Source organism: Pantoea eucrina, assembly GCF_020079945.1.
Taxonomy (GTDB): domain Bacteria; phylum Pseudomonadota; class Gammaproteobacteria; order Enterobacterales; family Enterobacteriaceae; genus Pantoea; species Pantoea eucrina.
This window is the reverse complement of record NZ_CP083448.1, coordinates 2624529-2643666: the sequence shown is the minus strand read 5'-3', so window position 1 is coordinate 2643666 and position 19138 is coordinate 2624529. Positions and strand designations below refer to the sequence as shown.

Sequence of the window (19138 nt, the reverse complement as noted above, 5' to 3'; positions counted from 1 at the left end):
CTATGGCGCAATTTTACGCCGCAAAACAGCGGCCGACGACAAAGCAGCGGATCGCCGTCACGGTCGATGAGCTCGATCCGTTCGGCCAGGGCGTGGCACGCTATCAGGGGAAAACCCTGTTTATCAGCGGTGCGCTGCCGGGCGAACAGGCAGAGGTTACGCTGCTGGAAGATAAACGGCAGTTTGCCCGCGGTAAAGCGATAAAGATCGCACAGCCCAGTCCGCAGCGGGAAATACCGCGCTGCCGCCATTTTGGCGTCTGCGGTGGCTGCCAGCAGCAGCACGCTGCCGTTGCACTGCAGGAGAGCAGCAAGGCGCACGCGCTGAGCCGTCTGCTGAGCCGCGACGCCGCTTCTCCGGTGGCCGTTGAGGAGATTATCCGCGGCAATAGCTGGGGCTATCGCCGGCGCGCCCGGCTCGGACTGCAGTGGCAGCCGAAGCAGCAGCGGCTGGTGATGGGATTTCGCCAGGCGGCCAGTCATGCGCTGGTGCCCCTGCAGCAGTGCCCTGTTTTGGTGCCCGAACTTGAAGCGTTGCTGCAGCCGCTGCACCACTGCCTGAGCGCGCTGCAGGGGGTAAGGCGGCTGGGGCATGCAGAGCTGGTGCTGGCAGACAACGGCCCGCTGATGGTGCTGCGTCATCTCGACGCGCTTTCTGCGCGCGATCGCGCAGACCTGGAACGCTTTTCGCATCAGCACTCGCTGATGCTGTATCTGGCTGACGGCAGCGATGAGCTGCAGGCGATTAACAGCAGCATGCCTTACTACCGCTCGCAGGATTTAACGCTAACCTTTAGTCCACAGGACTTTATTCAGGTTAACGATCGCGTTAATCAGCAGATGGTGGCAACAGCGCTGGCGTGGCTCGATCTGCAACCCGATGACAGCCTGCTGGATCTTTTCTGCGGCATGGGGAATTTCACCCTGCCGGCAGGGAAATCTGTACAAAATGTTGTAGGTGTGGAGGGGGTTGCAGCATTAGTTAAGCAGGCAGAGTATAATGCCGCGCTTAACAATCTAAGCAATGTGCGCTTTTTCCAGCATAATCTGGAAGAGGATGTTTCGCGTCAGCCGTGGGCGGCGCAGGGATTTAATAAGGTGTTACTGGATCCGGCGCGAGCCGGGGCGGCGGGCGTGATGTCGCATATTGTTAAACTTGCGCCAGAACGCGTGGTCTATGTTTCCTGTAACCCGGTGACACTTGCGCGCGACAGTCAGGTACTGCTGTCCGCGGGCTACCATCTGGAAAGGGTCGCGATGCTGGATATGTTCCCACATACCAGTCATCTCGAATCCATGGTGTTGTTCAGCAAAACATAAGCGACAGTTATGTCGCTGTGGCAGGAGAGGATATGGTTGCGGTCAGAAGTGCGCATTTAAATACGGCAGGGGAGTTTGCCCTCGATCAGTGGATTGCCAGCCTGACGATTAGCAATCCCCAATCCTGTGAGCGACTGGCAGAGACCTGGCGCTACTGTGAAGCCGAAACGCGCGAGCACCCCGATCAGACTCTGCTGCTGTGGCGCGGTATTGAGATGGTGGAAATCCTCACTATGCTCAGTATGGATTGCGATAGCCTGTGCGCAGCGCTGCTGTTTCCGCTGGCCAACGCAGAGGTGGTCAGTGAGGAGAAGCTGGAGCAGGCGTTTGGCAAAGAGATTGTCTCCCTGGTGCACGGCGTACGCGACATGGATGCCATTCGCCAGCTGAAAGCGATTCATAATGACTCTATGGCTTCAGCCCAGGTGGACAATGTCCGCCGTATGCTGCTCGCGATGGTGGAAGATTTCCGCTGCGTGGTCATCAAGCTGGCCGAGCGGATTGCGCATCTGCGTGAGATGAAAGATGCGCCAGAAGATGAACGCGTGCTGGCGGCAAAAGAGAGCACGAACATCTATGCGCCGCTGGCTAACCGGCTCGGTATCGGCCAGCTGAAGTGGGAGCTCGAAGATTACTGCTTCCGCTATCTGCATCCGGATGAATATAAACGCATCGCGAAGCTGCTGCATGAGCGGCGCATCGATCGTGAACAATATATCGATAACTTTGTGACCAATCTGCGTCAGGAGATGCAGAAAGAGGGCGTGCGGGCAGAAGTCTACGGGCGGCCGAAACATATCTACAGCATCTGGCGCAAGATGCAGAAAAAGTCGCTGGCGTTTGATGAACTGTTCGACGTGCGCGCGGTACGCATCGTGGCAGAGCGTTTGCAGGACTGTTATGGCGCACTCGGTACGGTGCACACCCTCTACCGGCATCTGCCGAGCGAATTTGACGATTATGTCGCAAACCCTAAGCCCAATGGCTATCAGTCCATTCATACCGTGGTGCTGGGGCCGCAGGGCAAAACCGTTGAGATTCAGATCCGTACCCGTCAGATGCATGAAGATGCCGAACTTGGCGTGGCGGCGCACTGGAAATATAAAGAGGGCCCGGGCGTCAGCAACTCGCGCGGGGCTGCCGGACACGAAGAGCGTATCGCCTGGCTGCGCAAGCTGATTACCTGGCAGGAAGAGATGGCGGATTCCGGTGAAATGCTGGAGGAGGTTCGCAGTCAGGTCTTCGACGATCGCGTTTACGTCTTTACGCCAAAAGGCGATGTGGTGGATCTGCCCGCCGGCTCCACGCCGCTCGACTTTGCCTATCACATTCACAGCGATATTGGCCATCGCTGTATCGGGGCGAAGATCAGCGGCCGCATTGTGCCTTTTACCTATCAGCTGCAGATGGGCGATCAGATCGAGATCATCACCCAGAAGCAGCCCAATCCAAGCCGCGACTGGCTCAACCCGAATCTGGGCTACATCACGACCAGCCGCGGGCGCTCCAAGGTACACGCCTGGTTCCGTAAGCAGGATCGCGATAAAAATATCGTGGCGGGCCGCCAGATCCTCGATAACGAGCTGAGCCAGCTCGATATCAGCATGCGCGAGGCGGAGAAGATTTTGCTGCCGCGCTACAACGTTGGCTCGCAGGATGAGCTGCTGGCGATGATTGGCGGCGGCGATATTCGTCTCAATCAGATGATCAACTTCCTGCAGGCAAAGCTCAATAAGCCGAGCGCTGAAGAGGAAGATCGTGAAGCGCTGCGTCAGCTGACGCAGAAGTCGCATCACGCCTCAAACGCCCGTAAAGAGAGCGGTCGCGTGGTGGTGGAGGGGGTGGGAAACCTGATGCATCACATTGCCCGCTGCTGCCAGCCTATTCCCGGCGACGATATCACCGGCTTTATTACTCAGGGACGCGGCATCTCGATTCACCGCGCCGACTGCGATCAGCTCAGTGAACTGATCTCTCATGCGCCAGAGCGTATCGTTGATGCCGTCTGGGGGGAGAGCTACTCCAGCGGCTATTCGCTGGTGGTGCGCGTTACCGCCAACGACCGCAGCGGCCTGCTGCGTGATATCACGACCATACTGGCGAATGAAAAGGTCAATGTACTGGGCGTCTCCAGCCGCAGCGATACCAGAAAACAGCTGGCGACCATTGATATGGATATTGAGATCTACAACCAGCAGGTGCTGGGGCGCGTGCTGGCGCGGCTTAATCAGGTGCCAGATATTATCGACGCGCGTCGTTTGAATTAACGCGCAGCCGGCACTGGCCCGCTGCTCTTCAGGGTCGCCTTTTACGGCGGCCCTTTTTATACCGTTGTTTGAGGATTTTTCATGACTGCCCTGAACCGTCTGCTTAGCCTGATGCAAACCCTGCGCGATCCGGCGCGCGGCTGCCCGTGGGATCGCCAGCAGACCTTTGCCACTATTGCTCCCTATACGCTGGAAGAGACATACGAAGTGCTTGACGCTATTCAGCGGGAAGACTTTACCGATCTGCGCGATGAGCTGGGCGATCTGCTGTTTCAGATTGTGTTTTATGCCCGTATGGCAGAGGAGGAGGGGCGTTTTAACTTCGACGATATCTGCAACGCAATAAGCGACAAGCTCGAACGCCGTCATCCGCATATCTTTGGCAGCGCCGAGGCTGAGAGCGCCGCAGAGGTGTTGCAGAACTGGGAAGCGATCAAACAGGATGAACGCGCGGCGAAAGCGCAGCACTCGGCGCTGGATGATATTCCGCGCGCGCTGCCGGCACTGATGCGGGCGCATAAAATCCAGAAGCGCTGCAGCAGCGTGGGCTTTGACTGGGACAGCCTCGGACCGGTGCTGGATAAGGTGCATGAGGAGATTGACGAAGTCATGCATGAAGCGCAGCAGGCCACTGTCGACAGCGACAAGCTGGAGGAGGAGATTGGCGATCTGCTGTTTGCGACGGTAAATCTGTCACGCCACCTCGGCAGCAAAGCGGAAATTGCGCTGCAGAAAGCCAACGACAAATTTGAACGCCGCTTTCGCCACGTAGAGCAGATTATTACCGCGCAGGGATTGAGTATGCCTGCGGCGACGCTGGAGCAGATGGAAGCGGCGTGGCAGCAGGTAAAACTGAGTGAGAACAATCACTAACCTGTTAAGCGTCATACTGCTGTTTATTCCAGCAGTGTGCATAATTCAGCCGCTTGCGCTTACTCGATTCAGCCATCCAGCAACTTTGTGACATGCGTCAACATTTTCTGGCTGGCTATCCGCTATGTTAGCCGCTGCACGGCGCGGGAGGATGGTGTGATTCATCAATTGTGGCTGGGGACGACTTCGGGTATACTGCTTTCCCGTCCTGGTTATTCCATCGTCTTTAAACCTAAACTCTCAGGTTCAGCATGACAACGAATTATATTTTTGTGACCGGCGGGGTCGTTTCCTCTCTGGGCAAAGGCATTGCCGCAGCCTCCCTCGCAGCTATCCTCGAAGCACGTGGTCTGAATGTGACCATCATGAAACTCGATCCGTATATCAACGTTGATCCGGGTACCATGAGCCCGACACAGCATGGTGAAGTGTTTGTCACCGATGACGGGGCCGAAACCGATCTGGATTTAGGTCACTACGAGCGCTTCATTCGTACCAAGATGTCGCGTCGTAACAACTTTACGACCGGTCGTATCTACTCAGAAGTGCTGCGCAAAGAGCGTCGCGGCGACTATCTGGGCGCCACGATCCAGGTGATCCCCCACATTACCAATGCCATCAAAGAGCGCATCATCGAAGGTGGCGAAGGTCATGATGTCGTGCTGGTTGAGATTGGTGGCACCGTAGGCGATATTGAATCCCTGCCGTTCCTGGAAGCGATTCGCCAGATGGCGGTAGACGTGGGCCGTGAACACACCATGTATATGCATCTGACGCTGGTGCCATATATGGCGGCAGCGGGTGAAGTGAAAACCAAGCCTACTCAGCACTCGGTTAAAGAGCTGCTGTCGATTGGTATTCAGCCAGATGTGCTGATCTGCCGCTCCGATCGCGCGGTACCTGCTAACGAGCGGGCGAAAATCGCGCTGTTCTGCAACGTGCCGGAAAAAGCGGTTATCTCGCTGAAAGATGTCGATTCCATCTATAAAATCCCGGGCCTGCTGAAGTCGCAGGGTCTGGATGACTATATCTGTAAGCGTTTCAGTCTGAACGCGCCGGAAGCTAACCTTGCCGAGTGGGAGCAGGTTATCTATGAAGAAGCGAATCCGGGCGGGGAAGTGACTATCGGTATGGTCGGCAAGTATGTTGAGCTGCCCGACGCCTACAAGTCAGTGATTGAAGCCCTTAAGCACGGTGGTCTGAAAAACCGCGTAACCGTCAACATCAAGCTGATCGATTCGCAGGATGTCGAGACGCGCGGCGTGGAGATCCTCAAAGATCTCGATGCAATTCTTATCCCCGGCGGTTTCGGCTACCGCGGCGTGGAAGGCAAGCTGATGACGGCGCAGTACGCGCGTGAAAATAACATCCCGTACCTTGGCATCTGCCTCGGCATGCAGATTGCGCTGATGGAGTTCGCGCGCAATGTGGCCGGGATGGAAAGCGCCAACTCCACCGAATTTGTGCCAGACTGTAAATACCCGGTTGTCGCGCTGATCACTGAATGGCGTGATGAGCATGGCAACGTTGAGCAGCGTACTGAGCAGAGCGATCTGGGCGGCACCATGCGTCTGGGTAGCCAGCAGTGTCAGCTGACGCCGGAAAGTAAAGTGCGCCAGCTCTACGGTTCTGATGTGATTACCGAGCGCCACCGTCACCGTTATGAAGTCAACAATCTGCTGCTGAAGCCGATTGAAGCGGCGGGTCTGCATATTGCGGGCCGTTCCGGCGACGATCAACTGGTTGAGATTATTGAAATCCCGAACCATCCGTGGTTTGTGGCCTGCCAGTTCCATCCGGAGTTCACATCGACACCGCGTGATGGTCATCCGCTGTTTGCCGGCTTTGTGAAAGCCGCGCAGGAGCACCAGAAGCGTTTAGCGAAGTAAGAGTTTACGAACAACGCGCGAACTTTTCGCGCGTTGTTTGTCTTAGGATTGACTAACTTGTACTGAGGAAAATCGAATGTCCAAAATCGTTAAAGTCATTGGTCGCGAAATCATCGACTCCCGTGGCAACCCGACTGTAGAAGCAGAAGTGCATCTGGAAGGCGGTTTCGTTGGTCTGGCGGCGGCTCCATCAGGCGCTTCTACCGGTTCACGTGAAGCACTGGAGCTGCGCGACGGTGATAAGTCTCGCTTCCTGGGCAAAGGCGTAACCAAAGCGGTTGCTGCGGTTAACGGCCCAATCGCTGACGCGGTAAAAGGCAAAGATGCCAAAGACCAGGCGAACATCGATAAGATCATGATCGAGCTGGACGGTACTGATAACAAATCCAACTTCGGTGCAAACGCCATTCTGGCTGTTTCTCTGGCCGCAGCGAAAGCTGCTGCAGCATCAAAAGGCCTGCCGCTCTACGCACACATTGCTGAGCTGAACGGCACCCCAGGCAAATACTCTATGCCACTGCCAATGATGAACATCATCAACGGCGGTGAGCACGCGGATAACAACGTAGATATCCAGGAGTTCATGATCCAGCCTGTGGGCGCGAAAAATATCAAAGAAGCCATCCGTATGGGTTCTGAAGTATTCCACAACCTGGCTAAAGTTCTGAAAGCCAAAGGCATGAGCACTGCAGTCGGTGATGAAGGTGGCTATGCGCCAAACCTCGGCTCTAACGCTGAAGCGCTGGCAGTTATCGCTGAAGCGGTAAAAGCAGCGGGCTATGAGCTGGGTAAAGATATCACCCTGGCGATGGACTGTGCCGCATCTGAATTCTATAAAGATGGCAAATATGTTCTGGCTGGCGAAGGCAACAAAGTGTTCTCTTCCGAAGAGTTCACTCACTTCCTGGAAGATCTGACCAAACAGTACCCAATCGTCTCTATTGAAGATGGTCTGGATGAGTCTGACTGGAACGGCTTTGCTTACCAGACCAAAGTGCTGGGCGACAAAATCCAGCTGGTGGGCGACGATCTGTTTGTCACCAATACCAAAATCCTGAAGGAAGGTATTGATAAAGGCATCGCGAACTCTATCCTGATCAAATTCAACCAGATCGGCTCTCTGACCGAAACGCTGGCTGCAATCAAGATGGCGAAAGATGCGGGCTACACGGCCGTTATTTCTCACCGTTCAGGCGAGACAGAAGATGCAACTATCGCTGACCTGGCGGTAGGTACTGCAGCTGGCCAGATCAAAACCGGTTCTATGAGCCGTTCTGACCGCGTAGCTAAATACAACCAGCTGATCCGTATCGAAGAAGCGCTGGGTGAGAAAGCGCCGTTCAACGGTCTGAAAGAAGTGAAAGGCCAGGCGTAATCGCCCGCCGGTGCTGCTCTGTGCAGCACGGTTTGCCTGAAGCCCCGCCCAGTGCGGGGCTTTTTGTTTTTCAGGGCACAAAGCGGCTGTGAAGCCGCAGTAAAAATCTGCCATAATCTGCGCCCCGAATGAGAGACGTGAGTGAAAAATGTTCTACCCGATTAACGAAATGTTCCAGACGCTGCAGGGCGAAGGGTTTTATACCGGCGTGCCGGCCATCTTTATCCGCTTACAGGGATGTCCGGTGGGATGCAGCTGGTGTGATACCAAACATACCTGGGAGAAGCGCGCGGATCGGGAGACCTCACTGGGTGATATTCTGGTAAAAACCGTGGAGAGCGATGCCTGGGGAAGTGCAGACGCCGCCACGCTGATTGAGACCATCGCCCGGCAGGGCTGGAGCGCGCGCCACGTAGTGATCACCGGCGGCGAACCGGCAATTTTTGACCTGCGTCCGCTAACAGAGGGTTTGGAAGCGCACGGGTTCCAGTGTCAGATCGAGACCAGCGGCACTCATGAGGTGCACTGCTCTGCGGCAACCTGGGTTACAGTCTCACCTAAGGTGAATATGCGCGGAGGCTACGATGTGCTGCTGCAGGCGCTGACGCGCGCGGATGAGATCAAGCATCCGGTGGCGCGCGAGCGTGACGTTGAGGCGCTCGATGAGCTGCTGGCGGAGCTGCATGACGATAAACCGCGTATTGTGGCGCTGCAGCCGATCAGCCGCGGCGATGCCGCAACCCGGCTCTGTATTGAAACCTGCATCGCCCGTAACTGGCGGCTCTCTATGCAGACGCACAAGTATCTGAATATCGCCTGATTCACAGCAGGGGCGCATCAATGCGCCCCCTACGCACATATCCACAGGGGCGCCATTTATGGCGCCCGGATAGAAATCGCACATCGGCCAGGGACGCATTAATGCGTCCACTACGCACATACCGGTAGGGGCGCGCCCGGGTCAGCTACTGCTTCGCTTTATATGCGTCGAATGCCTGCTTAATCTCTGCTCTGGCCTTAGCGGCATCTTCAAAACCGTTGAGCTCGACCTTCTTACGGCCATCCGGTAACTGTTTATACACCCGGAAAAAGGCTTCCAGCCGCTGCTGCTCGATTCGCGGCAGATCGCTTATCTCTTTAATATCATCATAGGTTGGATCAATTTTGCTGGCGGGCACGGCGACAATCTTGTCATCCACCTCACCGCCATCAATCATCTTTAGCACGCCAATCGCGCGCAGCTTAATCAGGGTGCCGGGCTGTAACGGCGCCCGGGCGTAAAAAATCACATCCAGCGGATCGTTATCGCCACTCAGTGACTGAGTCAGCGAACCGTAGTTGGCGGGATAGGCGACCGGCATAGACTGAAAACGGTCAGCCACGATAAACCCGGTTTTAGCATCGGTTTCATATTTGATCGTCCCGCCTGCCGGAATTTCTGTCACCGCATAAAACTCCGCCGGCATACTCTCCGGCTGGGGAAAATCAAGTACGTTTTGCGCCTGAACGGCAGCAGAGGCAGAGATAAAAACAGCAAGCAGAGAAAGGTGTTTCACAAGGTTCATTGTTGATTCTCTTGATCTTTGACAGAGGAGACAACAACGTAGAGGGGGATCGTTACAAAGAGATGAATCAGCAGTAATCGGCTGTTCGAAGATTAATACAGGTATCACAGCGGTTCAGAGACCGGCACCTGTGGTTCCACGTTGCAGGAAGGCGGCAACCGCGTTCATCCTCAGGCGCTTACATGAGTAAGCAACCGGGGGTGGAGAAGGGCAGCCAGCGCACCTGCAGCGTGGAAGAGGCCGCTCTGGTCAGCCGCGGTAAACGCAGCCTGCCGTACAGGTCTCTTTGATCATGACCGCGCTCAGCACCGGCAGCACCGGCTTAAGCTCATCCCAGATCCACTTCGCCAGCACTTCACTGGTGGGATTCTCCAGACCCGGAATATCGTTCAGGTAGTGATGATCCAGTCGCTCATAAAGCGGACTGAAAATCGCTTTCAGTTCAGCAAAATCCATAACCCAGCCGGTATACGCATCCACTTCACCGGTTATTTCCAGTCGCACCAGAAAGGAGTGGCCGTGCAGACGACCGCATTTGTGCCCTTCAGGCACGTGAGGTAAGCGGTGAGCCGCTTCAAACTGGAACTCTTTAAACAGCGTGGTAGACATAATCACTCTCAAACGAAAAAACCGCTGAAGTCTACCTCAAAAGCAGATTTTTCGCACCCGTGGGGGTGTAAAAGCGCATTTAACGCGATCCTGTACCGCGTCTGAAGATAAAAACCATATTTTACAAAGGGATAATTTACCACTTTTGGCGGTTAGCGATACCCGAAAAACCGCTTAGTCGTTTTGGTTATTTATTATGTCGAACCCTTATTTAATCGTTAATATACAGCTCGGTAACCTACCTCCTCTTCCACCGCTTCTCGGTCCGGACTTCTGACACTGGAATTTTTAACGCGATGACGACTCAGGCACCCCCAGGCTCCATGCTGCCGCTCTCTCCGGAGCAACTTGCGCGCTTACAGGCGGCGACCACGGAATTTAATACGACTCAGCTTGCCTGGCTTTCGGGCTACTTCTGGGGCATGGTCAACCAGACTCCTGGCGCGGTGGCGACACCTGCAGCTCCGCCAGCGGAAACCCCGGGCGTCACGCTGATTTCAGCCTCGCAAACCGGCAACGCGCGTCGCCTGGCAGAACAGCTGCGTGATGATCTGCTGGCAGCGAAACTGAACGTGAATCTGGTTAATGCCGGCGACTATAAGTTCAAGCAGATCGGCCAGGAAAAGCTGCTGGTTATCGTCACCTCGACCCAGGGCGAAGGCGAACCACCGGAAGAGGCGGTGGCGCTGCATAAATTCCTGCTGTCGAAGAAGGCACCGAAAATGGATGGCGCGGCGTTTGCCGTGTTTGGTCTTGGCGACACCTCTTACGAATTTTTCAGCCAGGCGGGCAAAGATTTCGATAGCCGTCTGGCCGAGCTGGGCGCAGAGCGCCTGCTGGATCGTGTCGATGCGGACGTTGAATATAGCGAGCTGGCCAGCGCCTGGCGCCTGCAGCTGACCGATCTGCTGAAGGCGCGCGTGCCGGTCGCCCCTGCGGCGCAGATTGCGGCCAGCAGCGCCGGCAGCGTCAACCTGGTTGACAGCAGTCCTTATACGAAAGAGCTGCCGCTTACCGCCAGCTTTGCGCTGAATCAGAAAATCACCGGCCGCCTCTCTGATAAAGATGTGCGCCATATTGAGATCGATCTCAGTGATTCCGGCCTGCGTTACCAGCCGGGTGACGCGCTGGGCGTCTGGTATGAGAATGATGCAGAGCTGGTAGAGGAGCTGCTGCAGCTGGTGTGGCTGAAAGGCGATGAGCAGGTGACGGTGCAGGGCAAAACGCTGCCGCTGGCTGAAGCGCTGCAGACGCAGTTTGAACTCACGGTCAACACGCCGCAGATAGTGGAGCGCTACGCCGCGCTGTCGCGCAATGAGGCGCTGCTGGCGCTGGCAGAAGATAAGCAGAAGCTGCAGAGCTATGCCCAGAGCTTCCCGATTGTGGATATGGTGCGCCAGGCGCCCACTGAACTGAATGCCGAGCAGCTGACGGGCTTACTGCGCCCGCTGACGCCGCGTCTTTACTCTATCGCCTCCTCCCAGGCGGAGAGCGAAAACGAGGTGCATATTACGGTGGGTGCGGTGCGCTATGAAATCGATGGCCGTCAGCGCGGCGGTGGTGCCTCCACCTGGCTTGCCGACCGTCTGGAAGAAGAGGGCGCCATTCGCGTCTTTATCGAGCACAATGATAACTTCCGCCTGCCGGCCAATCCGGATGCACCGGTAATTATGATTGGTCCGGGCACCGGTATTGCGCCGTTCCGCGCGTTTATGCAGCAGCGTGATAATGACGGTGCCGGCGGTAAAAACTGGCTGTTTTTCGGCAACCCGCACTTCACCGAAGATTTTCTCTATCAGGTAGAGTGGCAGAAGTATGTTAAGCAGGGGCTGCTGACGAATATCGATCTCGCCTGGTCACGCGATCAGGCTGAGAAAGTCTATGTACAGGATAAAATCCGGGCGAAAGGCGCAGAGGTCTGGCGCTGGATCGAAGAGGGCGCTCACCTTTACGTTTGTGGCGATGCGAATCGCATGGCGAAAGATGTGGAGCAGGCATTACTGGATGTGGTGGTCGAACACGGCGGCATGGATCGTGAAACGGCTGATGAATTTTTGAGTGAGCTGCGCATTGAGCGCCGTTATCAGCGAGACGTTTACTAATGAGCGAAAAACACCCTGGACCGCTGGTGGTTGAAGGTAAACTTTCTGACGCCGAGCGTCTGAAAAAAGAGAGCAACTATCTGCGTGGCACCATCTTAGACGATCTCGACGATGGCCTGACCGGTGGGTTCACCGGCGATAACTTCCTGCTGATCCGCTTTCACGGCATGTATCAGCAGGACGATCGCGATATTCGCGCCGAGCGAGCTGAGCAGAAGCTGGAGCCGCGTCACGCCATGATGCTGCGCTGCCGTCTGCCGGGCGGCATCATTACCCCGACGCAGTGGCTGGCCATTGATAAGTTTGCGGCTGAAAAAACGCTCTATGGCAGCATCCGCCTGACGAACCGGCAGACGTTTCAGTTTCACGGTATTCTGAAAAAGAATGTGAAACCCACGCATCAGATGCTGCATGAAGTGGGACTCGATGCGCTGGCGACCGCCAATGACGTTAACCGCAACGTACTCTGCACCTCAAATCCGGTTGAGTCTGAGCTGCATCAGGAAGCTTATGAGTGGGCGAAAAAGCTCTCTGAGCACCTGCTGCCGCAGACCCGCGCTTATGCGGAGATCTGGTGGGATAAGGAAAAAGTTGCGACCACAGATAAAGAGCCGATTCTTGGCGAAACCTATCTGCCGCGTAAGTTTAAAACCACCGTGGTGGTGCCGCCGCACAATGATGTCGATCTGCATGCTAACGATCTCAACTTCATTGCGATTGCAGAGCACGGCAAGCTGATAGGTTTCAATGTGCTGGTAGGGGGAGGCCTCTCTATTGAGCATGGCAATAAAGCGACCTACGCCCGTACCGCCAGTGAGTTCGGTTTCCTGCCGGTGGAGAAGATCCTCGATGTGGCCGCCGCGGTAGTGACCACGCAGCGCGACTGGGGTAATCGCACCGATCGCAAAAACGCTAAAACTAAATATACCCTTGAGCGCGTGGGCGTTGAGACGTTTAAAGCGGAAGTGGAAAAGCGTGCCGGTCTGACTTTCGCGCCGGCGCGTCCGTACGAATTCACCACCCGCGGCGATCGTATCGGCTGGGTTAAAGGCATCGACAACAAGTGGCATCTGACGCTGTTTATCGAAAATGGTCGCCTGCTTGATTACCCGGGCCGTCCGCTGAAAAGCGGCATCGCTGAAATCGCCAGAGTACACCAGGGTGATTTCCGCCTCACCGCCAACCAGAACCTGATTGTGGCTGGCGTGCCGGAGGCGCAGAAAGCGCAGATTGAAGCGATCGCCCGCGAGCACGGCCTGATGGAAAGCGTAACGCCGCAGCGTGAAAACTCGATGGCCTGCGTAGCGTTTCCGACCTGTCCGCTGGCGATGGCAGAAGCGGAGCGTTTCCTGCCATCATTTGTTACCAAAGTCGAAGAGATCATGCATCGTCACGGCGTGGGCGAAGAGCATATCGTTCTGCGCGTAACCGGCTGCCCGAACGGCTGCGGTCGTGCGCTGCTGGCGGAGCTGGGGCTGGTTGGCAAAGCGCCGGGTCGCTACAACCTGCATCTCGGCGGGAACCGCGTGGGTACGCGCATTCCGCGTATGTACCGCGAAAATATCACTGAGAGCGAAATTCTGGCCACGATTGATGAACTGGTGGCGCGCTGGGCAAACGAGCGCGAGGCCGGTGAAGGTTTTGGTGACTTCACGATCCGCACCGGTATCGTTAAAGCGGTGACGGATCCGGCTCGTGACTTCTGGGACGCGGAGGCTGTATGACCCTGCCCGATCTCGCCGTACTCAACAGCGGCAGCAAAGTTGACCGAATTATGGCGCTGGCTGAAAGCAACGTGCAGCTGGAGAAACTCTCTGCTGAAGCGCGCGTCAGCTGGGCGCTGGAACAGCTGCCGGGGGCCTTTGTGCTCTCATCCAGTTTTGGGATCCAGGCGGCGGTGCTGCTGCATATGGTGACGCAGCAGCGGCCGGATATTCCGGTGATCCTCACCGACACCGGTTACCTGTTCCCGGAAACCTATCGCTTTATCGATGAGTTAACGGCAAAGCTTAACCTTAACCTGCAGATTTTCCGTGCGGAAACCTCGCCCGCATGGCAGGAAGCGCGCTACGGCAAACTATGGGAGCAGGGCGTGGACGGCATTGAGCAGTATAACCAGCTCAATAAAGTGGAACCGATGAACCGGGCGCTGAGCACGCTGGGCGCACAGACCTGGTTTGCCGGACTGCGGCGCGATCAGTCAGGCAGCCGTGCCAGCCTGCCGGTGCTGGCGGTACAGCGCGGTGTCTTTAAGATCCTGCCCATTATCGACTGGGATAACCGGCAGGTGCATCAGTACCTGAAACAGCACGGCCTGAGCTACCACCCGCTGTGGGATGAGGGCTACCTTTCGGTGGGTGATACCCATACCACGCGAAAATGGGAACCGGGCATGGCAGAAGAAGAGACGCGCTTCTTCGGCCTCAAGCGCGAGTGCGGTTTGCACGAAGGCTAACCACCATCCACAGGGCGAATTTTCGCCCTGTTTTTTGTTTCCCTCTCACGCACCTCTGTTAATTCCTAAAGTCATGCCCGGCTGGCCGCAGCCGAAATCGTGCTGCCTGAAAAAAGCGTTATAAAATCAATTCTTAAGCAGAAAAACGCATCAGCTTTGCCAGCGCTATATTCCATTTGGTAACTACTCATGCGAAATCGTAATTTCATCTGGCGGAATAGCGCGACGTATAGTCGCGATAACTTATTGTAAAACTAGCAAGGTTATCGTGGATTATCTGCCCCTCTTTGCCGATCTCAGACAGCGTCCGGTGCTGGTTGTCGGCGGTGGTGAAATCGCTGCCCGTAAAATTGAACTGCTGCGCCGGGCTGGCGCGCGCATCCTGGTGGCCGCCCGCGAGCTGGGGCATGAACTGCAGGCGCTGGAGGCAGAACAGGCCGTAGAGTGGATAGCCCGCAGTTTTGAGCCGGCTCAGCTCGACGGCGTATTTCTGGTTATTGCTGCCACCAACGATAACGCACTTAATTCACAGGTGTTTGACGCCGCCAACGCGCGGCACAAGCTGGTTAACGTGGTGGATGACCAGCCTAAATGCAGCTTTATCTTCCCTTCTATTGTTGACCGCTCACCGCTGGTGGTGGCGATCTCATCCAGCGGCACCGCGCCGGTACTGGCGCGGCTGCTGCGGGAGAAAATCGAAGCGCTGCTGCCGGCAAACCTGGGTCAGATGGCCGCGCTGGCAGGAGAGTGGCGCGACAAAGTCAAACAGCGCTATCGCAAAATGTCCGATCGCCGCCGCTTCTGGGAGCGCGCCTTTAATGGCCTGTTTGCCAGCCAGATGGCGGCCGGTAACGTCAGCGCCGCGCGCCAGACGCTCGATCGCGAACTGGAACATATCAGCGATAACCAGGGCGAAATTGCGCTGGTCGGCGCGGGTCCTGGCGACAGCGGTCTGCTGACGCTGCGCGGTCTGCAGGTGATGCAGCTGGCTGATGTGGTGCTGTATGACCATCTGGTCAGCGATGAGGTGCTGGATCTGGTGCGGCGCGATGCCGATCGCATCTGCGTCGGAAAACGCGCCGGCGCCCATTCGGTGCCGCAGGAAGAGACGAACCAGCTGCTGGTATCACTGGCGCTGCAGGGCAAGCGCGTCGTGCGTCTGAAAGGCGGCGATCCCTTTATCTTTGGCCGCGGCGGCGAAGAGCTGCAGGCGGCGAAAGCGGCAGGCATTCCGTTCCAGGTGGTGCCGGGTATTACTGCCGCCGCAGGCGCGACCGCCTATGCCGGTATTCCGCTGACGCACCGCGATTATGCGCAGAGCGTGATGTTTATTACCGGCCACTGCCGCGCTGACGGCGATGGCATCGACTGGCCATCCCTCGCGCGTGCGCGCCAGACGCTGGCTATCTATATGGGCACCGTAAAAGCAGCGGAAATTGCCGCCGGTCTGATTGACCACGGCCGCGATCCGCTGACGCCCGTGGCGGTGATTGGCCGCGGCACGCGTCAGGATCAGCAGGTGCTGACCGGAACCCTGAATCAACTTGAGGTGCTGGCAGCCGCCGCGCCGACGCCTGCGCTGTTAGTGATTGGCGAAGTGGTGAACTTGCACGGGCAATTAGCCTGGTTTCAACATTCTGCACAGCAGGGGGCTCGCGAGTCCGCCGTTGTCAATTTGGCTTGAGGAAAAACTATGGACCAAAATCGTCTTACTCATCTGCGTCAGCTGGAAGCAGAGAGTATCCATATCATCCGCGAGGTGGCGGCCGAGTTCAGCAATCCGGTGATGATGTACTCCATCGGCAAAGACTCCTCGGTAATGCTTCATCTGGCGCGTAAAGCATTCTTCCCGGGAACCCTGCCGTTTCCTCTGCTGCACGTGGATACCGGCTGGAAATTCCGCGAAATGTATGAGTTTCGCGACCGTACGGTGAAAAACATGGGTGCCGAGCTGCTGGTGCACCGTAATCCGGAAGGCGTGGCAATGGGGATCAACCCGTTTGTTCACGGCAGCGCCAAACATACCGATATTATGAAGACGGAAGGGCTGAAGCAGGCGCTCAACAAATACGGTTTTGATGCCGCCTTTGGTGGCGCGCGCCGTGATGAAGAGAAATCGCGCGCGAAAGAGCGCATCTACTCTTTCCGCGATCGCTTTCATCGCTGGGATCCCAAAAATCAGCGTCCTGAGCTGTGGCATAACTACAACGGCCAGATCAACAAGGGCGAAAGCATTCGCGTATTTCCGCTCTCTAACTGGACCGAACTCGATATCTGGCAATACATCTTCCTGGAAAACATCGAAATCGTACCGCTCTACCTGGCCGCGCCGCGCCCGGTACTGGAGCGCGACGGCATGCTGATGATGATCGATGACGATCGTATCAACCTGCAGCCAGGTGAAGAGATCACCGAGCGCATGGTGCGTTTCCGTACGCTGGGCTGCTGGCCGCTGACCGGCGCCGTAGAGTCTGAAGCGCAGACGCTGCCGGAGATTATCGAAGAGATGCTGGTCTCCACCACCAGCGAACGCCAGGGACGCATGATTGACCGCGACCAGGCGGGATCGATGGAACTGAAAAAACGCCAGGGTTATTTCTAAGGAGACGCAGATGAATACCGTTATTGCACAACAGATTGCCGAGCAGGGTGGCGTAGAAGCCTGGCTGACGGCGCAACAACATAAGAGCCTGCTGCGTTTCCTGACCTGCGGCAGCGTAGATGACGGCAAGAGCACCCTGATTGGCCGCCTGCTGCACGATACGCGACAGATTTATGAAGATCAGCTCTCCTCTCTGCATAACGACAGCAAACGTCATGGTACCCAGGGTGAAAAACTCGATCTGGCGCTGCTGGTGGATGGCCTGCAGGCGGAGCGCGAGCAGGGCATCACTATCGATGTCGCCTATCGCTACTTCTCGACGGAAAAACGCAAGTTTATTATCGCGGATACCCCGGGGCACGAGCAGTACACCCGCAATATGGCCACCGGCGCCTCAACCTGCGATCTGGCTATTCTGCTGATCGACGCGCGCAAAGGCGTGCTGGATCAGACCCGGCGCCACAGCTTTATCTCAACGCTGCTGGGCATCAAACATCTGGTAGTGGCGATCAACAAAATGGATCTGGTGGAGTATCGCCAGGAGACATTTGAGCAGATCAAACAGGATTACCTCGACTTCGCGGCCCAGCTGCCGGGCGATCTGGATATTCGTTTTGTACCGATGTCCGCGCTGGAAGGGGACAATGTCGCTACCCCGAGCACGACTATGCCGTGGTACAGCGGTCCGACGTTGCTGGACGTACTGGAAACGGTTGAGCTGAAGCGCGTTGTCGATCACCAGCCCATGCGTTTCCCGGTGCAGTATGTTAACCGTCCTAATCTCGATTTCCGCGGCTATGCCGGAACGCTGGCGTCAGGCACCGTACGGCCGGGAGATCGGGTAAAAGTCCTGCCTTCTGGCGTGGAGTCGACTATCGCACGTATCGTGACCTTTGATGGTGATCTGCCGGAAGCTGCGGCGGGTGAAGCGATTACGCTGGTGCTGAACGATGAGATCGATATCAGCCGCGGCGACCTGCTGGTTGCTGCCGATGCTGAACTGCAGGCGGTACAGTGCGCTACGGTTGACGTGGTCTGGATGGCGGAGCAGCCGCTGAAGCCGGGTCAAAGCTATGAAATCAAAATTGCGGGCAAAAAAGCGCGCGGCCGGGTGGAAAAAATCCTGCATCAGGTGGAGATCAATACCCTGGCAACGCACACCGTTGACAGCCTGCCGCTGAACGGTATCGGACTGGTAGAAATCACCTTTGATGAGCCGATGGTGCTGGATCCTTACCAGCAAAACCCGGTAACTGGCGGCATGATCTTCATTGACCGGCTGAGCAACGTCACCGTGGGCGCCGGTATGATTAACCAGCCGCAGAGCGCAGCACCTGCTACAGCGGGTAACTTTAGCGCCTTTGAGCTGGAGCTGAATGCGCTGGTGCGTCGTCACTTCCCGCACTGGAACGCGCGCGATCTGCTGGGCGGTGCGTAATGGCGCAGCATGATGAAAACGTGGTGTGGCACGACCATCCGGTCACCCGGGCGGCGCGTGAGCAGCAGCATGGTCATCAGGGTGTAGTGCTGTGGTTTACCGGGCTCTCCGGCTCGGGTAAATCCACCGTGGCAGGTGCGCTGGAGCAGGCGCTGCATCAGCTTGGCGTCAGCACTTACCTGCTGGACGGTGACAACGTGCGCCACGGTCTGTGCCGCGATCTCGGCTTCAGCGATGACGATCGCCGGGAGAATATCCGGCGCGTGGGTGAGGTGGCCCGGCTGATGGTCGATGCCGGACTGGTGGTGCTCACCGCCTTCATCTCGCCGCACCGGGCTGAGCGGCAGATGGTGCGCGATCTGCTGGGCGAAGGTGAGTTTATTGAGGTCTTTGTCGATACACCGCTGGCGGTGTGTGAAGCGCGCGATCCGAAAGGGTTATATAAAAAAGCGCGCGCCGGTGAACTGCGTAATTTCACCGGTATTGACAGCGCGTATGAGGCGCCCGAAGCCGCTGATATCACGCTGGATGGCGAACAATTGGTTACAAAACTCGCGGCCCAATTGTTAGACCTGCTGCGCCGCCGCGATATCATCAGATCCTGAACCGACGCGGCAAACGCCTTCTCCGGGTTTGCCGCATTT

The 19138-nt window shown here is 56.7% G+C and carries 15 protein-coding genes; 13 read left to right on the top strand and 2 right to left on the bottom strand.

The window, feature by feature from the left end; all coding sequences use genetic code 11:
- Positions 1 to 2 precede the first annotated feature (2 nt).
- From rlmD to queE, 6 genes are all read left to right on the top strand, one after another.
- Positions 3 to 1319, top strand: coding sequence for a 23S rRNA (uracil(1939)-C(5))-methyltransferase RlmD (rlmD, locus tag LAC65_RS12625; RefSeq protein WP_039379887.1), 1317 nt, complete (start codon positions 3 to 5; stop codon positions 1317 to 1319).
- Between the two features lie 32 nt (positions 1320 to 1351).
- Complete coding sequence (gene relA / locus LAC65_RS12620) at positions 1352 to 3586, top strand: GTP diphosphokinase (protein ID WP_224144784.1); 2235 nt, start codon at positions 1352 to 1354, stop codon at positions 3584 to 3586.
- Positions 3587 to 3667: 81 nt separating this feature from the next.
- Complete coding sequence (gene mazG / locus LAC65_RS12615; protein WP_039379882.1) at positions 3668 to 4459, top strand: nucleoside triphosphate pyrophosphohydrolase; 792 nt, start codon at positions 3668 to 3670, stop codon at positions 4457 to 4459.
- 251 nt (positions 4460 to 4710) lie between these two features.
- A complete protein-coding gene (pyrG, locus tag LAC65_RS12610; RefSeq protein WP_039379880.1) occupies positions 4711 to 6348 on the top strand; it encodes a glutamine hydrolyzing CTP synthase in 1638 nt (545 codons plus the stop codon).
- A gap of 76 nt (positions 6349 to 6424) precedes the next feature.
- Positions 6425 to 7723, top strand: a complete 1299-nt coding sequence (eno, locus tag LAC65_RS12605) for a phosphopyruvate hydratase (RefSeq protein ID WP_039379878.1) — start codon at positions 6425 to 6427, stop codon at positions 7721 to 7723.
- Positions 7724 to 7871: 148 nt separating this feature from the next.
- Positions 7872 to 8543 carry a 7-carboxy-7-deazaguanine synthase QueE gene (gene queE / locus LAC65_RS12600; protein ID WP_039379876.1) on the top strand — a complete coding sequence of 224 codons (672 nt, stop codon included), beginning with the start codon at positions 7872 to 7874 and terminating at the stop codon, positions 8541 to 8543.
- Between the two features lie 145 nt (positions 8544 to 8688).
- On the opposite strand, the gene LAC65_RS12595 is transcribed toward queE, so the two are convergent.
- The gene (locus LAC65_RS12595) at positions 8689 to 9288 is read right to left on the bottom strand and encodes an inorganic diphosphatase (RefSeq protein ID WP_039379874.1); all 600 of its coding nucleotides are present in this window, start codon (positions 9286 to 9288) and stop codon (positions 8689 to 8691) included.
- Positions 9289 to 9537: 249 nt separating this feature from the next.
- Positions 9538 to 9900 carry a 6-carboxytetrahydropterin synthase QueD gene (gene queD, locus LAC65_RS12590; RefSeq protein ID WP_104085513.1) on the bottom strand — a complete coding sequence of 121 codons (363 nt, stop codon included), beginning with the start codon at positions 9898 to 9900 and terminating at the stop codon, positions 9538 to 9540.
- A 293-nt stretch (positions 9901 to 10193) separates the two neighbouring features.
- Between queD and cysJ the strand changes: the two genes are divergently transcribed.
- From cysJ to cysC, 7 genes are all read left to right on the top strand, one after another.
- Positions 10194 to 11999 (top strand): NADPH-dependent assimilatory sulfite reductase flavoprotein subunit, encoded by a 1806-nt coding sequence (gene cysJ / locus LAC65_RS12585; protein ID WP_203025479.1) that lies wholly within the window; start codon positions 10194 to 10196, stop codon positions 11997 to 11999.
- Positions 11999 to 13723, top strand: a complete 1725-nt coding sequence (cysI, locus tag LAC65_RS12580; protein WP_039379868.1) for an assimilatory sulfite reductase (NADPH) hemoprotein subunit — start codon at positions 11999 to 12001, stop codon at positions 13721 to 13723. The genes cysJ and cysI overlap by 1 nt, the downstream gene beginning before the upstream one ends.
- Positions 13720 to 14454, top strand: coding sequence for a phosphoadenylyl-sulfate reductase (locus tag LAC65_RS12575; protein ID WP_039379866.1), 735 nt, complete (start codon positions 13720 to 13722; stop codon positions 14452 to 14454). The genes cysI and LAC65_RS12575 overlap by 4 nt, the downstream gene beginning before the upstream one ends.
- Positions 14455 to 14722: 268 nt before the next feature.
- Positions 14723 to 16138, top strand: coding sequence for a siroheme synthase CysG (gene cysG, locus LAC65_RS12570; protein WP_039379865.1), 1416 nt, complete (start codon positions 14723 to 14725; stop codon positions 16136 to 16138).
- Between the two features lie 9 nt (positions 16139 to 16147).
- Entirely contained in the window at positions 16148 to 17056 is a 909-nt protein-coding gene (gene cysD, locus LAC65_RS12565; protein WP_039379862.1) for a sulfate adenylyltransferase subunit CysD, read from the top strand.
- Between the two features lie 10 nt (positions 17057 to 17066).
- Positions 17067 to 18494, top strand: a complete 1428-nt coding sequence (gene cysN / locus LAC65_RS12560) for a sulfate adenylyltransferase subunit CysN (protein WP_039379860.1) — start codon at positions 17067 to 17069, stop codon at positions 18492 to 18494.
- Positions 18494 to 19099, top strand: a complete 606-nt coding sequence (cysC, locus tag LAC65_RS12555) for an adenylyl-sulfate kinase (protein WP_039379858.1) — start codon at positions 18494 to 18496, stop codon at positions 19097 to 19099. The genes cysN and cysC overlap by 1 nt, the downstream gene beginning before the upstream one ends.
- Positions 19100 to 19138 lie beyond the last annotated feature (39 nt).

Coding starts and splice junctions, on each gene's coding strand:
- cysC (WP_039379858.1), top strand. CDS start 18,494: ATGGCGCAGCATGATGAAAACGTGGTGTGGCACGACCATCCGGTCACC.
- cysJ (WP_203025479.1), top strand. CDS start 10,194: ATGACGACTCAGGCACCCCCAGGCTCCATGCTGCCGCTCTCTCCGGAG.
- queE (WP_039379876.1), top strand. CDS start 7,872: ATGTTCTACCCGATTAACGAAATGTTCCAGACGCTGCAGGGCGAAGGG.
- LAC65_RS12595 (WP_039379874.1), bottom strand. CDS start 9,288: ATGAACCTTGTGAAACACCTTTCTCTGCTTGCTGTTTTTATCTCTGCC.
- LAC65_RS12575 (WP_039379866.1), top strand. CDS start 13,720: ATGACCCTGCCCGATCTCGCCGTACTCAACAGCGGCAGCAAAGTTGAC.
- rlmD (WP_039379887.1), top strand. CDS start 3: ATGGCGCAATTTTACGCCGCAAAACAGCGGCCGACGACAAAGCAGCGG.
- relA (WP_224144784.1), top strand. CDS start 1,352: ATGGTTGCGGTCAGAAGTGCGCATTTAAATACGGCAGGGGAGTTTGCC.
- cysN (WP_039379860.1), top strand. CDS start 17,067: ATGAATACCGTTATTGCACAACAGATTGCCGAGCAGGGTGGCGTAGAA.
- mazG (WP_039379882.1), top strand. CDS start 3,668: ATGACTGCCCTGAACCGTCTGCTTAGCCTGATGCAAACCCTGCGCGAT.
- pyrG (WP_039379880.1), top strand. CDS start 4,711: ATGACAACGAATTATATTTTTGTGACCGGCGGGGTCGTTTCCTCTCTG.
- cysD (WP_039379862.1), top strand. CDS start 16,148: ATGGACCAAAATCGTCTTACTCATCTGCGTCAGCTGGAAGCAGAGAGT.
- cysI (WP_039379868.1), top strand. CDS start 11,999: ATGAGCGAAAAACACCCTGGACCGCTGGTGGTTGAAGGTAAACTTTCT.
- eno (WP_039379878.1), top strand. CDS start 6,425: ATGTCCAAAATCGTTAAAGTCATTGGTCGCGAAATCATCGACTCCCGT.